The organism is Enterobacter sp. GER_MD16_1505_Eko_090, assembly GCF_003331015.1.
GTDB classification, from domain to species: domain Bacteria; phylum Pseudomonadota; class Gammaproteobacteria; order Enterobacterales; family Enterobacteriaceae; genus Enterobacter; species Enterobacter roggenkampii.
On sequence record NZ_PUQF01000019.1, the window covers coordinates 59,298 to 73,138 of the forward strand.

A 13,841-nucleotide genomic window follows, 5' to 3' on the forward strand; every position below is an offset into this window, starting at 1 on the left:
ATGAAGAAAATGTTGCGTTTTGTCCTTCTCCTTATTATTGCGCTGGGTATTGCTGGCGGAGCGGGAGTATGGAAAGTCCGCCAGCTGGCGAACAGTAAAATCTTGATTAAAGACGAGACGATTTTTACCCTGAAAGCCGGTACCGGGCGGATGGCGCTGGGCGAGCAGCTTTACGGGGATAAAATCATTAACCGTCCTCGTGTGTTCCAGTGGTTATTGCGTATTGAGCCTGACCTATCTCACTTCAAGGCTGGTACCTACCGCTTTACGCCCGGCATGACAGTCAGAGAGATGCTGCAACTGCTGGAAAGCGGTAAAGAAGCCCAGTTCCCGCTGCGTTTTGTCGAAGGTATGCGCCTGAGCGATTACCTCAAACAGCTGCGCGATGCGCCGTATATCAAACATACCCTGAAGGACGACAGCTACCAGACGGTGGCCGACGTGCTCAAGTTTGAACATCCTGAATGGGTGGAAGGCTGGTTCTGGCCAGATACCTGGATGTATACCGCAGGCACGACCGATGTGGCGATTCTGAAGCGGGCGCACAAAAAAATGGTCGCCGCCGTGGATGCCGCCTGGGAAGGGCGAATGGATGGTTTACCCTATAAAGATAAAAACGAGTTTGTCACCATGGCCTCGATTATCGAAAAAGAAACCGCCGTTGCCGCCGAGCGCGATCGGGTGGCGTCAGTATTTATCAATCGTCTGCGCATTGGTATGCGCCTGCAAACCGACCCTACCGTCATCTACGGCATGGGAGAGAACTATACGGGCAAGATTTCCAGAAAAGATCTGGAAACGCCAACGGCGTATAATACCTACGTGATTAGCGGTTTACCGCCTGGCCCGATTGCCACGCCGAGCGAGGCTTCTCTCAAAGCCGCCGCGCACCCGGCGAAAACACCGTATCTCTATTTTGTGGCTGATGGAAAAGGGGGGCATACCTTTAACACCAACCTTGCCAGCCACAATCGCTCTGTTCAGGACTATCTGAAGGCACTTAAGGAAAAAAATGCGCAGTAAATACATTGTCATTGAGGGACTCGAAGGGGCGGGTAAAACCACTGCCCGCAACGTAGTGGTGGACACGCTGAAATCGCTTGGCGTCGCCGACATGGTCTTCACCCGCGAGCCGGGCGGTACGCAACTTGCGGAGAAACTGCGCAGCCTGGTGCTGGATATTAAATCCGTTGGCGACGAAGTTATCACTGACAAAGCCGAAGTGTTGATGTTTTACGCGGCGCGCGTACAGCTGGTTGAGACGGTGATCAAACCCGCGTTGGCCGAGGGTAAATGGGTGATCGGCGATCGCCACGATCTGTCGACTCAGGCCTACCAGGGCGGGGGACGCGGTATTGACCAGACGATGCTGGCAACGCTGCGCGATGCCGTACTGGGTGATTTTCGCCCCGACCTGACCCTCTATCTGGATGTTACGCCGGAAGTGGGCCTCAAGCGCGCCCGCGCGCGCGGCGAGCTGGACCGCATTGAACAAGAGTCCTTTGATTTCTTTAACCGCACCCGTGCGCGCTATCTTGAGCTGGCGGCACAGGATAGCGCTATTCGTACCATCGATGCGACGCAGTCGCTGGATGACGTCACGCACAACATCCAGCAGACCGTTACGCAGTGGGTACAGGAGCAGCAGGCATGAAATGGTATCCATGGTTGCGTCCGCACTTTGAGCAGCTGATCGGCAGCTATCAGGCGGGGCGGGGGCATCATGCGTTACTGATTCAGGCATTGCCAGGGATGGGGGATGAGGCGCTAATTTATGCCCTCACCCGTTTTCTGATGTGCCAGCAGCCGGAAGGGCACAAAAGCTGTGGTAAGTGCCGCGGCTGCCAGCTGATGCAGGCGGGCACACATCCTGACTACTACACCCTTGAGCCTGAGAAGGGCAAGAGCGCGCTGGGTATTGATGCCGTGCGTGAAGTCAGTGAAAAATTGTACGAACATGCGCGCCTGGGTGGCGCTAAGGTCGTCTTGCTCAAAGACGCCACCCTGCTGACCGAGGCGGCGGCTAACGCCCTGCTTAAGACTCTTGAAGAGCCGCCGGAAAAAACGTGGTTTTTCCTCTCGTGCCGCGATCCGGGACGATTGCTGGCGACGTTGCGCAGCCGCTGCCGTCTTCATCACCTTGCGGTGCCTCAGGAATCATGGGCGCTGAGCTGGCTGGAGCGAGAGGTGACAACGTCACCTGAAAGTGCGCTGTCCGCCTTGCGCCTGAGTAGCGGCGCGCCCGCGGCGGCGCTGGCCTTGCTGCAACCTGACGTCTGGTCACAGCGAGAAGCGCTCTGCCGGGCCGTTGAAGCGGCGCTGAATAACAACGACTGGCTAAGCTTACTCCCGACACTTAACAGCGATAGTGCCGTTGAGCGTCTGCACTGGCTGGCCGCGTTGCTGCTGGATGCCCTTAAAATTCAGCAAGGGGCAACGCTGCTGACTAACCCTGACGCGTGGCCACTGGTGAGTACGCTGGCGAACCGCCTCTCCGGCGCGATTCTTCATGCGATGCTTCATGAAGTTTGCCAGAGCCGCGAACAGCTTTTAACCGTGACGGGTCTTAATCGCGAGCTTTTACTGACCGACCAGTTACTGCGTATTGAACATTACCTGCAACCCGGCGTCACACCGCCAGTTTCCCATCTCTGAGAGAGACATTATGTTTTTAGTCGACTCACACTGCCATCTTGATGGCCTGGATTATCAATCCCTGCATAAAAACGTGGATGACGTGCTGGAAAAAGCCGCTGCCCGCGATGTGAAATTCTGCCTTGCGGTGGCGACGACGCTGCCGGGTTATCGCACCATGCGTGAGCTGGTGGGCGTTCGCGACAACGTAGTGTTCTCCTGCGGCGTGCATCCGCTGAATCAGGACGAGGCGTATGACGTTGAGGAACTGCGCCGACTGGCAGCAGAAGAGGGCGTGGTGGCGATGGGGGAGACGGGCCTGGACTATTTTTACACGCCGGAAACGAAACCGCGGCAGCAGGAGTCCTTCCGCCATCATATCCGCATTGGCCGCGAACTGAACAAGCCGGTCATTGTGCATACCCGTGATGCGCGTGCCGATACCCTGGCGATCCTTCGGGAAGAAAACGTGACGGATTGCGGTGGCGTACTACACTGTTTCACAGAAGACAGAGAAACGGCGGGTAAACTGCTTGATTTAGGGTTTTATATTTCGTTTTCCGGGATCGTGACGTTCCGTAACGCTGAGCAGCTCCGGGATGCCGCGCGTTATGTTCCGCTCGATCGCATTCTGGTGGAGACAGACTCTCCGTATCTGGCCCCGGTACCGCATCGCGGTAAAGAGAACCAACCGGCGATGACGCGAGACGTGGCTGAGTACATGGCCGTACTGAAGGGGGTCAGCATCGAAGAGCTGGCCCGCGTGACCACGGAAAACTTCTCAACGCTGTTCCATATTGACCCCGCCCGCCTGCAATCTGTCTGATACACCTGTTTTTTTTAGGCTCGTAATTAATAAATAAAACGAGTAAAGTTCACCGCCTCATTTGGGGCGGTGAGGGTGTTTTTAGACACATCCGGACATGCTTTTTGTAAATAACTGAAAGTTTTTCGACCGCCTTAAGCTGAAACGTGATAGCCGTCAAACAAACTCAGAGGGAATTATTTTACTCTGTGTAATAAATAAAGGGCGCTTAGATGTCCTGTCCACGGCACGGTACTCCCCCCGGGCCAATGCGTGAAAGCGTAAAAAAAGCACAAATACTCAGGAGCACTCTCAATTATGTTTAAGAATGCATTTGCTAACCTGCAAAAGGTCGGTAAATCGCTGATGCTGCCAGTATCCGTACTGCCTATCGCAGGTATCCTGCTGGGTGTCGGTTCTGCTAACTTCAGCTGGCTGCCAGCCGTAGTGTCCCATGTGATGGCCGAAGCAGGCGGTTCTGTCTTTGCTAACATGCCACTGATCTTCGCGATCGGTGTGGCTCTGGGCTTCACCAATAACGACGGCGTATCTGCGCTGGCTGCAGTGGTTGCTTACGGCATCATGGTGAAAACCATGGCTGTGGTTGCGCCGCTGGTTCTGCATTTACCGGCAGAAGAGATCGCCGCGAAACACCTGGCGGACACCGGTGTTCTGGGCGGTATCATTTCCGGTGCGATTGCAGCGTACATGTTCAACCGCTTCTATCGCATCAAGCTGCCTGAGTACCTGGGCTTCTTCGCGGGCAAGCGTTTCGTTCCGATCATCTCTGGTCTGGCAGCGATTTTCACTGGCGTGATCCTGTCCTTCATCTGGCCACCAATCGGCTCTGCTATCCAGACCTTCTCTCAGTGGGCTGCTTACCAGAACCCGGTTGTGGCGTTTGGTATCTACGGCTTCATCGAGCGTTGCCTGGTGCCATTCGGTCTGCACCACATCTGGAACGTTCCATTCCAGATGCAGATTGGTGAATTCACCAACGCAGCAGGCCAGGTATTCCACGGCGATATCCCACGTTACATGGCGGGTGACCCAACTGCAGGTAAACTGTCTGGTGGCTTCCTGTTCAAAATGTACGGTCTGCCAGCAGCGGCGATTGCTATCTGGCACTCTGCTAAGCCAGAGAATCGTGCAAAAGTGGGCGGTATCATGATCTCCGCAGCGCTGACCTCGTTCCTGACCGGTATCACCGAGCCGATCGAGTTCTCCTTCATGTTCGTTGCGCCGATTCTGTACGTTATCCACGCGATTCTGGCGGGCCTGGCGTTCCCAATCTGTATTCTGCTGGGTATGCGTGACGGTACGTCCTTCTCTCACGGTCTGATCGACTTCATCGTTCTGTCCGGTAACAGCAGCAAACTGTGGCTGTTCCCAATCGTGGGTGCGTGCTACGCCGTTGTTTACTACACCATCTTCCGCGTGCTGATTAAAGCACTGGACCTGAAAACCCCAGGCCGTGAAGATGCGACAGAAGACAGCAAAGCTGGCGCGACCAGTGAAATGGCTCCGGCACTGGTTGCCGCGTTCGGCGGTAAAGAGAACATCACTAACCTGGACGCGTGTATCACTCGTCTGCGTGTGAGCGTTGCCGACGTCGCGAAAGTAGACCAGCCGGGTCTGAAAAAACTGGGCGCAGCGGGCGTGGTTGTTGCAGGTTCTGGTGTACAGGCAATTTTCGGTACTAAATCCGATAACCTGAAAACCGAAATGGATGAATACATCCGCAACAACTAAGCTGTGACCTGGGGAGACTAAGGCAGCCGAATGGCTGCCTTTTTTATTTCTGTCTTAAAAAAATGCAGCAGCACGCTTTAACGGTCACTCTTCGTTCAGCTGATGAACATTCAGGAAAGAAATCGAGGGAGGAGGTTGAAAGGACAGGAGAAACTCGCTCATACTCTTGAATTGTGTCACGCACTCAACCAGAGCGTGTGTTAACAGCAATTGCTCGCGCCAGATTAAACAAAAAAGGAAAAGGTCATGGCTGAAGAAACGATTTTCAGTAAAATTATCCGTCGCGAAATCCCGTCGGATATCGTCTATCAGGATGAACTGGTAACGGCTTTCCGGGATATTTCCCCTCAGGCCCCGACGCACGTCCTTATCATTCCCAATATTCTGATTCCGACCGTAAACGACGTAAAAACCGAGCATGAAGTGGCGTTAGGTCGTATGCTGACGGTGGCCGCGAAAATCGCTGAACAGGAAGGCATTGCAGAAGACGGTTACCGTCTGATCATGAACTGCAACCGTCATGGTGGCCAGGAAGTTTATCATATTCACATGCATCTGCTGGGTGGACGTCCTCTGGGGCCGATGCTGGCACATAAAGGTCTTTGATATGCGTAAAGGGCGTATTGCAGCGCTGGTATTGACGATGATGATTGTGGGGTGCAGCTCGCGCCCGGCGATCCCCGTGAACGATGAGCAGACGCTGGTGATGGAATCCTCCGTGCTTGCCGCGGGCATCACGGCGCAACAACCCGTGCTGACCATCAGTGAAATCAATTCCTCTGCCTCCTCTACGCTCTTTAATGAAAGACATGAACCCGTGACGGTCCACTACCGTTTTTTCTGGTATGACGTAAGAGGTCTTGAAATGCATCCGCTGGAGGCGCCGCGCAGCGTCACCATTCCGGCCAGATCGTCGGTAACGCTCTATGGCAGCGCCAACTATCTGGGTGCGCATAAGGTGAGACTTTATCTTTATCTCTAAGGGGTGAACCTTGATTAAAAACTTGAGCCGCTATGCGCTCGTGACAGCTTTCGCGCTGTTCCTGGCGGGGTGTGTGACCCGAACTGAACAGCCAGCGCCTGTGGAAGAGGCGAAACCGGGCACTGAACAGCCGACACAGCCAACGCAGCCGCAGCCAACCGTGCCGTCTGTGCCGTCTATTCCGTCACAGCCTGGCCCGATTGAGCATCCGGACCAGACGTCGCAGCCCACGCCGCGCGTGCGCCATTACGACTGGAACGGCGCAATGCAGCCCATGGTCGGCAAAATGCTGCAGGCACAGGGCGTGACGGCAGGCAGCGTGTTGTTGGTCGATAGCGTGAACAACCGTACCAACGGTTCGCTGAACGCGGGTGAAGCGACAGAAACGCTGCGCAATGCGCTGGCAAACAACGGTAAGTTTACGCTGGTCTCGGCTCAGCAACTCGCGGTAGCCAAACAGCAGCTGGGCCTGTCGCCGCAGGATAGCCTCGGCACACGCAGCAAGGCGATCGGCATTGCCCGTAACGTTGGCGCACAGTATGTGCTGTACTCTAACGCCACCGGTAACGTGAATACACCGGCCCTGCAGATGCAGCTGATGCTGGTTCAGACAGGCGAAATTATCTGGTCAGGTAAAGGTGCGGTTACGCAACAATGACAGCACGCGTGAAGAGATTCTGACGCGCTATTTTCCCCAGTACCGCCTTATCGCGCCGCAGGCCCACTCCGGGCTTGGCGGCGCGAGTTGCATTATAGCGCAGGGGGAACGACGCCTGGTCTTGCGGCAACATCACGACCCCTATGCGCCTGCCTCCCATTTCCGTCGTCAGTTTCGCGCCCTGAGGCGCCTTCCGTCAGATCTCGTGCCTGCCCCCCGTTTTTTCAGAGAGGGCTGGATGGCCGTCGACTATCTGGACGGTGACGTGAAAAGCGCGCTGCCGGACACGCCGGCGCTCGTGGCAATGCTGTATCATCTGCACCGGCAGCCACGTCTGGGATGGCGAATCACGCTATACCCGCTGCTTGAACGCTACTGGCAGCAGGCCGCGCCTGACAGACGCACTCCAGTGTGGCTGGCACATCTCAAGCGGTTGCGTAAAGCAGGCGAGCCGCAGCCGATTCGGCTATCGCCGCTGCACATGGATGTTCATGCCGGAAATATTGTGCATACGGCAGAGGGCATCAGGCTCATCGACTGGGAATACGCCGGAGATGGCGATGTGGCGCTGGAGCTGGCGGCAGTCTGGACGGAGAGTGACGACGCGCGGCAGACGCTTATCAGGGACTACGCCGAGGTGGCGCACATTGACGCCGACGCGCTGAGGCGTCAGGTCAAACGCTGGCGGCCATGGGTCGTCATGTTAATGGCTGGCTGGTTTGAAATGCGCTATCAGCAGTCAAGAGACAAACATTTTATTGCGCTGGCAGACGATGCCTGGCGTCAGTTATAAACGAAAGGATAAGAGAGGTGGATGTGGGTCCAGTCATGTTGGATGTAGAAGGGTTTGAACTGGATGCGGAGGAGCGTGAAATTCTGGCGCATCCGCTGGTGGGGGGCCTGATCCTGTTTACCCGCAACTATCACGATCCGGCGCAGCTGCGCGAGCTGGTGCGTCAGATCCGCGCCGCGTCGCGCAACCATCTGGTGGTCGCCGTCGATCAGGAAGGCGGACGCGTGCAGCGTTTTCGCGAAGGGTTTACCCGCCTGCCGGCGGCCCAGTCTTTTGCCGCGCTGCTCGGCACGGAAGAGGGCGGGACACTGGCGCAGGAGGCCGGCTGGCTGATGGCCAGTGAAATGATTGCCATGGATATCGACATCAGTTTTGCCCCGGTTCTGGACGTGGGGCATATCAGCGCCGCCATTGGCGAGCGCTCGTACCATGACGATCCGCGCATTGCGCTGGCCATGGCGACCCGCTTCATTGACGGCATGCACGATGCCGGGATGAAAACCACCGGGAAACACTTCCCTGGCCACGGGGCGGTAACGGCGGACTCGCATAAAGAGACCCCGCGCGATCCGCGCCCGGAAGCGGAAATTCGCGCCAAAGATATGTCGGTGTTCAGGTCGCTTATCACCGACAACAAGCTGGATGCCATCATGCCTGCGCACGTGATTTACAGCGACGTTGATCCGCGTCCTGCCAGCGGCTCTCCGCACTGGCTGAAAACCGTTCTGCGTCAGGAGCTGGGCTTCAATGGCGTGATTTTCTCTGACGATCTATCAATGGAAGGGGCGGCGATTATGGGCAGTTACGCTGAACGCGGTCAGGCGTCGCTGGATGCAGGTTGCGATATGATCCTGGTCTGCAATAATCGTAAAGGTGCCGTTAGCGTGCTGGATAACCTGTCGCCGATCAATGCAGAGCGTGTTACACAATTGTATCATAAAGGTTCATTTAGCCGTCAGGAGCTGATGGATTCGGCGCGCTGGAAGACGGTCAACGCCCGGCTTGAAGACCTGAATGAGCGCTGGCAGGCACATAAAGCCAGCCTGTAAACCCTCCCGGAAGGCGTAGCGTGGTGAGAAGACGATGATCATCTATTTACACGGTTTTGACTCAAACAGCCCTGGTAATCATGAGAAGGTACTGCAGCTGCAGTTTATCGATCCGGATGTCCGGTTGATCAGCTACAGCACGCGCCATCCGAAGCATGATATGCAGCATCTGCTCAAAGAGGTGGACAAGATGTTGCAGCTCAACGTGGACGATCGGCCGTTGATTTGCGGCGTGGGGCTGGGCGGCTACTGGGCGGAGCGGATTGGCTTCCTGTGCGACATCCGCCAGGTAGTATTCAATCCCAACCTTTTCCCGAACGAAAACATGGAAGGCAAAATCGACCGCCCGGAAGAGTATGTCGATATTGCGACCAAGTGCGTCAGCAATTTTCGGGAGAAAAACCGTGACCGCTGCCTGGTGATCCTGTCGCGTAACGATGAGGCGCTCAACAGCCACCGGGCGGCAGAACTCCTGCATCATTACTATGAAATTGTCTGGGACGAAGAACAGACCCACAAGTTTAAGAATATCTCCCCGCACCTCCAGCGCATCAAAGCCTTTAAAACGCTGGGCTAAACCACAGCCTGCCACTTCAGAAACCCGGTCGCGAACGCGCACCGGGTTTCTTTTTGTCCAGAATTGTCTACTTTTAAGCCATCAAAACTTGATGCATATCAATTTTGGTATGACCAATGCGCCTGACGTGGTATTCTCAATGCACCTGAATGGTTTCAGTGCTGTAACCTGTTGTTAATTAAGGGTTATTTTTATAACTTTTAATTAACAATTGGTTAATAATTTGAGGGGGTCACGTTGACTACGCCATTGAAAAAGATAGTGATTGTAGGCGGTGGTGCTGGCGGGCTGGAGCTGGCGACACAGTTGGGTAAGAAGCTGGGGCGCGGTAAAAAAGCCAAAATCACGCTGGTGGATCGTAACCACAGCCACCTGTGGAAACCGCTGCTGCACGAAGTAGCGACCGGCTCTCTGGACGAGGGCGTGGACGCGCTCAGCTATCTGGCACACGCGCGCAACCACCATTTCCAGTTCCAGCTGGGCTCGGTGGTGGACATCAATCGTGAAAGCAAAACCATCACTCTGGCAGAACTGCGTGATGAAAAAGGGGAGCTGTTGGTTCCTGAGCGCAAGCTGCCGTACGACACCCTGGTCATGGCGCTGGGCAGTACCTCCAACGACTTCAACACGCCGGGCGTGAAAGAGCACTGTATCTTCCTCGATAACCCGCACCAGGCGCGTCGTTTCCATCAGGAAATGCTGAACCTGTTTCTGAAGTACACCAGCAATATGGGTGCGAACGGTAAGGTCAATATCGCCATTGTCGGCGGCGGTGCGACGGGCGTTGAGCTGTCCGCTGAGCTGCACAATGCGGTGAAGCAGCTGCACAGCTACGGTTATAAAGGGTTAACGAACGAAGCGCTGAACGTCACGCTGGTCGAAGCCGGTGAACGCATTCTGCCTGCGCTGCCTCCGCGTATTTCCGGTGCGGCGCACAATGAACTCACCAAGCTGGGCGTGCGTGTGCTGACGCAGACCATGGTGACCAGCGCCGACGAAGGCGGCCTGCACACCAAAGACGGCGAGTATATCAAAGCGGATCTGATGGTCTGGGCGGCAGGTATCAAAGCGCCTGACTTTATGAAAGATATCGGCGGCCTGGAAACCAACCGCATTAATCAGCTGGTCACGGAGCCAACGCTGCAAACCACGCGTGACCCTGAAATCTTTGCTATTGGTGACTGCGCCTCCTGCGCCCGTCCTGAAGGTGGATTCGTGCCGCCGCGCGCCCAGGCTGCACACCAGATGGCAAGCCTGGTCCTGCACAACATTCTGGCGCAGTACAAAGGCAAGCCAATGAAGGCCTATGTTTACAAAGACCACGGTTCTCTGGTGTCTCTGTCAAACTTCTCAACCGTCGGCAGCCTGATGGGCAACCTGATGCGCGGCTCGATGATGGTAGAAGGGCGCATTGCCCGCTTCGTGTACATCTCCCTGTACCGTATGCACCAGATTGCGCTGCACGGCTACTTCAAAACCGGGCTGATGATGCTGGTGGGCAGAATCAACCGCGTGATCCGTCCGCGTCTGAAGCTGCACTAATCTTTCACTCCCTCCGGGCTCTCCGGAGGGAATTTTTAGCATTTCATGCTGTAGATCACAGTTTGACTGCTTAAGAGTTCTCCTAAATAGAATATATCTCCTCGCTATGCCCCTTTTTTGATCCTTTATCTGATTGGCGAAGCCGTGCCTCCATTGCAAAATTGTTACCAATAGCAACAAAGGAGGAAGTCCCGTGAATAAATCAATGTTGGCGGGTATAGGGATTGGCGTCGCGGCTGCGTTAGGTGTGGCTGCCGTTGCCAGTCTCAACGTATTAGACCGCGGCCCGCAGTATGCGCAGGTGGTTTCTGCTACACCGATTAAAGAAACGGTAAAAACGCCTCGTCAGGAGTGCCGCAATGTCTCCGTGACGCATCGTCGTCCGGTGCAGGATGAAAACCGTATCGCCGGTTCTGTTCTGGGGGCGGTAGCGGGTGGCGTGATTGGTCACCAGTTTGGCGGCGGCCGGGGTAAAGATGTAGCGACCGTGGTCGGCGCGCTGGGTGGCGGCTATGCCGGTAACCAGGTGCAGGGCGCGATGCAGGATAACGATACCTACACCACGACTCAGCAACGCTGCAAAACCGTCTATGACAAGTCGGAAAAAATGCTGGGTTATGACGTGACGTACAAAATTGGCGATCAGCAGGGCAAAATCCGCATGGATAAAGATCCGGGCACGCAAATTCCGCTCGATGGAAATGGCCAGCTGGTTCTGAATAACAAAGTGTAAAAAAGATGTTCTCTGAATTTAGCTCCTCATGCGCTCAGGCTGAGGAGCTTTTTTTTTGCTTCAGATTTTGAGGAGCTCAGGCCACAGCCGCAGCGTGGTGTCGCTGATATTCTGCAGTTTTTCCAGCGTTGCCCCTTCACGGGCGCTGATCGACATCCCCTGCAAAATACAGCTCAGGTATTGCGCCAGTAGCTGAGGGTTGCACTGTGCAGGGATTTCACCGCGCTGCTGCCGCTGAGCCAGAAAGGCGCTCAGCGTCTCCTCCTGCATGGCATGACGCGATTTCACCGTATTGGCAATCTCTTTCGAGGACGCCGCCAGGGTGGCAGAGGTGTTAATCATAAAGCAGCCCGCAGGCGTGTCCTTACTGGTGAAGCAGGTCGCGACGGCGGTGAAGTAATCCCGAAGCGCCTGTTCGACGCTTTTCTCTTCACAAAACAGCTGGGCTTCGTGTTTCGCCGCAAAGCGCGAAATGTATCTGTCCAGCACTGCCCTGAACAGCCCCTCTTTATTGGTAAATTCGGCATAGAGCGTCGGCGCTTTGGCACCGGTGGCTTCTACCAGATCGGAAAGCGAGGTTGCTTCATACCCATGTTGCCAGAAGAGAGTCATGGCCTTATCAAGCGCTGCATCCCTGTCAAACACTTTTGGTCGGCCACGGCTTTTCTTTGCACAACTCGTGACGTCGGTTGTCATGTGCCGTTGGTCCTCTGTTGGTTTGTTGAATGACCATTATAAAAATAAACGCAAGTCACCACCAGCGCTGAATGCTTAAAAATAAATTAATCATATGAGTATGAAAAATAACGACTTTAAAATTAAGTTAACGACCATTATAAAATTATGTTGACGTGTGAGATGGATCACACTTATGATTTACCTATCGATCGTTAACTAAATAGCTAACGACCTCCAAATTCATCTGCTAAAGGTAAACATCATGAAAAACGTAAAAACCCTCATCGCTGCTGCTGTCCTGAGTTCACTCTCTTTCGCAAGCTTTGCGGCTGTACAGGTACAGTCCACCCCGGTCGATCAGCATAAAGTCGGGACGATCTCTGCCTCTGCCGGGACTAACCTGGGTTCACTGGAAGATCAGCTGGCGCAAAAAGCGCAAGAGATGGGTGCAAAATCTTACCGCATCACCTCTGTGACCGGTCCTAACACCCTGCACGGCACCGCCGTCATCTACAAATAAGCCGGGCATAAACCCTCATTTATGCCACTGCAATAAAAAACGCCCTGCTTAGCAGGGCGTTTTTTATTTATGATTTACATCGATTGCTGGATGACATCGTGATGCCGGGTGACATCGGTCGGCATGCCTGAGCGGGCCTCCATTGCGCGCTCCATCACCTCGCTGTTGGTATTCGCATTCGTTTTAAAGCTTACCATCGCGGCATTCAGGTTAATGGGCAGCGTCTGCGGGTCATCGCCAATGTTTTTCGATAGCGGCTGATGAATTTCAACCAGCCGCACGCCGCCCGGCTCCTCAGAAACCTTGATCGGCGTATTGATGATATTGACTTTGGTACCCGGCGTAACGACGTTAAACAGCGTTTTGATATCGTCATCGCGCAGACGAATGCAGCCGGAGCTGACGCGCATGCCGATGCCAAAGTCCGCATTCGTTCCGTGCAGCAGGTAAACGCCGCCGTAGGCCGCCAGACGGATCGCGTGGTGACCCATCGGGTTATCCGGGCCTGCTGGCACCACGGCTGGAAGATCGATGCCCTGAGCTTTATACCGGGCACGAATATTGGCCGTTGGTGTCCAGGTTGGATTCGCGCGTTTATCCGAGACGGTGGTGACCATCGTCGGCGTCAGGGTGTCGCCGCCCAGCTGACCAATACCAATCGGGTAGACGGTCACCTCATTTTTACCCGGCGGGTAATAGTACAGACGCAGCTCCGCCAGATTTATGACGATCCCCTCACGCGGAGCGTCCGGCAGGATAGTCTGTAACGGGATAGTCAATACGCTGCCCGCGCGCGGGACGTAGGGGTCGACGCCAGGGTTCGCCTGCAGCAGGGCCAGAAAACCAACGTTATATTTTTTGGCAATGGCTTCCAGCGAACCGCCATTATTTTCAACCACATGAAAGCGGTTTTCCCCCACCACCTTGCTGCCGGGCGGAGGAAGGGGCCAGGTATTTGCGCGAGCGGGAAGCGCAACCGCAACGGTGGCTGCCAGCGCAAACAGGGTTAACCAGCGAGTCATACGCGAAGAGATCATCACCATAGTCCATGTAAATGATAAGGTTATTGTTTTATAAGGCGTTAACGATAATTATGGCGAATGGGTGTGTCGGGAAGA

The 13,841-nt window shown here is 55.0% G+C and carries 16 protein-coding genes; 14 read left to right on the plus strand and 2 right to left on the minus strand.

Annotated elements, in window-relative coordinates; translation table 11 throughout:
* From yceG to C6A40_RS19700, 13 genes are all read left to right on the plus strand, one after another.
* A complete protein-coding gene (yceG, locus tag C6A40_RS19640) occupies positions 1–1,023 on the plus strand; it encodes a cell division protein YceG (protein WP_045334661.1) in 1,023 nt (340 codons plus the stop codon).
* Complete coding sequence (gene tmk, locus C6A40_RS19645) at positions 1,013–1,654, plus strand: dTMP kinase (protein ID WP_008500791.1); 642 nt, start codon at positions 1,013–1,015, stop codon at positions 1,652–1,654. Before yceG ends, tmk begins: the two co-directional genes overlap by 11 nt.
* Positions 1,651–2,655: a DNA polymerase III subunit delta' gene (gene holB / locus C6A40_RS19650; protein ID WP_008500790.1), complete on the plus strand. Its 1,005-nt coding sequence runs from the start codon at positions 1,651–1,653 to the stop codon at positions 2,653–2,655. The genes tmk and holB overlap by 4 nt, the downstream gene beginning before the upstream one ends.
* 10 nt (positions 2,656–2,665) lie before the next feature.
* Positions 2,666–3,460: a metal-dependent hydrolase gene (locus C6A40_RS19655; RefSeq protein WP_008500789.1), complete on the plus strand. Its 795-nt coding sequence runs from the start codon at positions 2,666–2,668 to the stop codon at positions 3,458–3,460.
* 297 nt (positions 3,461–3,757) lie between these two features.
* Positions 3,758–5,191, plus strand: coding sequence for a PTS glucose transporter subunit IIBC (ptsG, locus tag C6A40_RS19660; RefSeq protein ID WP_008500788.1), 1,434 nt, complete (start codon positions 3,758–3,760; stop codon positions 5,189–5,191).
* Between the two features lie 246 nt (positions 5,192–5,437).
* A complete protein-coding gene (gene hinT, locus C6A40_RS19665; protein WP_008500786.1) occupies positions 5,438–5,797 on the plus strand; it encodes a purine nucleoside phosphoramidase in 360 nt (119 codons plus the stop codon).
* 1 nt (position 5,798) lies between these two features.
* Positions 5,799–6,173 (plus strand): YcfL family protein, encoded by a 375-nt coding sequence (locus C6A40_RS19670; RefSeq protein ID WP_008500785.1) that lies wholly within the window; start codon positions 5,799–5,801, stop codon positions 6,171–6,173.
* Positions 6,174–6,183: 10 nt separating this feature from the next.
* Positions 6,184–6,831, plus strand: a complete 648-nt coding sequence (gene lpoB, locus C6A40_RS19675) for a penicillin-binding protein activator LpoB (protein WP_008500784.1) — start codon at positions 6,184–6,186, stop codon at positions 6,829–6,831.
* A complete protein-coding gene (gene thiK / locus C6A40_RS19680; RefSeq protein ID WP_045334658.1) occupies positions 6,812–7,624 on the plus strand; it encodes a thiamine kinase in 813 nt (270 codons plus the stop codon). The genes lpoB and thiK overlap by 20 nt, the downstream gene beginning before the upstream one ends.
* 23 nt (positions 7,625–7,647) lie before the next feature.
* Positions 7,648–8,673 (plus strand): beta-N-acetylhexosaminidase, encoded by a 1,026-nt coding sequence (gene nagZ, locus C6A40_RS19685; RefSeq protein WP_025911802.1) that lies wholly within the window; start codon positions 7,648–7,650, stop codon positions 8,671–8,673.
* A 34-nt stretch (positions 8,674–8,707) separates the two neighbouring features.
* On the plus strand, positions 8,708–9,250 hold the full coding sequence (gene ycfP / locus C6A40_RS19690) for an alpha/beta hydrolase YcfP (RefSeq protein ID WP_008500781.1): 543 nt from the start codon (positions 8,708–8,710) through the stop codon (positions 9,248–9,250).
* 237 nt (positions 9,251–9,487) lie between these two features.
* Positions 9,488–10,792, plus strand: a complete 1,305-nt coding sequence (locus C6A40_RS19695; protein ID WP_008500780.1) for an NAD(P)/FAD-dependent oxidoreductase — start codon at positions 9,488–9,490, stop codon at positions 10,790–10,792.
* A gap of 193 nt (positions 10,793–10,985) precedes the next feature.
* Positions 10,986–11,525, plus strand: coding sequence for a glycine zipper 2TM domain-containing protein (locus C6A40_RS19700; RefSeq protein ID WP_008500779.1), 540 nt, complete (start codon positions 10,986–10,988; stop codon positions 11,523–11,525).
* Between the two features lie 60 nt (positions 11,526–11,585).
* Here C6A40_RS19700 and comR read toward each other — a convergent pair whose 3' ends face one another.
* Positions 11,586–12,221 (minus strand): TetR family copper-responsive transcriptional repressor ComR, encoded by a 636-nt coding sequence (comR, locus tag C6A40_RS19705; RefSeq protein ID WP_008500778.1) that lies wholly within the window; start codon positions 12,219–12,221, stop codon positions 11,586–11,588.
* Positions 12,222–12,465: 244 nt separating this feature from the next.
* Here comR and bhsA point away from each other — a divergent pair, with 244 nt between their 5' ends.
* Positions 12,466–12,723 (plus strand): multiple stress resistance protein BhsA, encoded by a 258-nt coding sequence (gene bhsA, locus C6A40_RS19710; RefSeq protein ID WP_008500777.1) that lies wholly within the window; start codon positions 12,466–12,468, stop codon positions 12,721–12,723.
* A 74-nt stretch (positions 12,724–12,797) separates the two neighbouring features.
* On the opposite strand, the gene ldtC is transcribed toward bhsA, so the two are convergent.
* Complete coding sequence (gene ldtC, locus C6A40_RS19715) at positions 12,798–13,763, minus strand: L,D-transpeptidase LdtC (RefSeq protein WP_025911795.1); 966 nt, start codon at positions 13,761–13,763, stop codon at positions 12,798–12,800.
* Positions 13,764–13,841 lie beyond the last annotated feature (78 nt).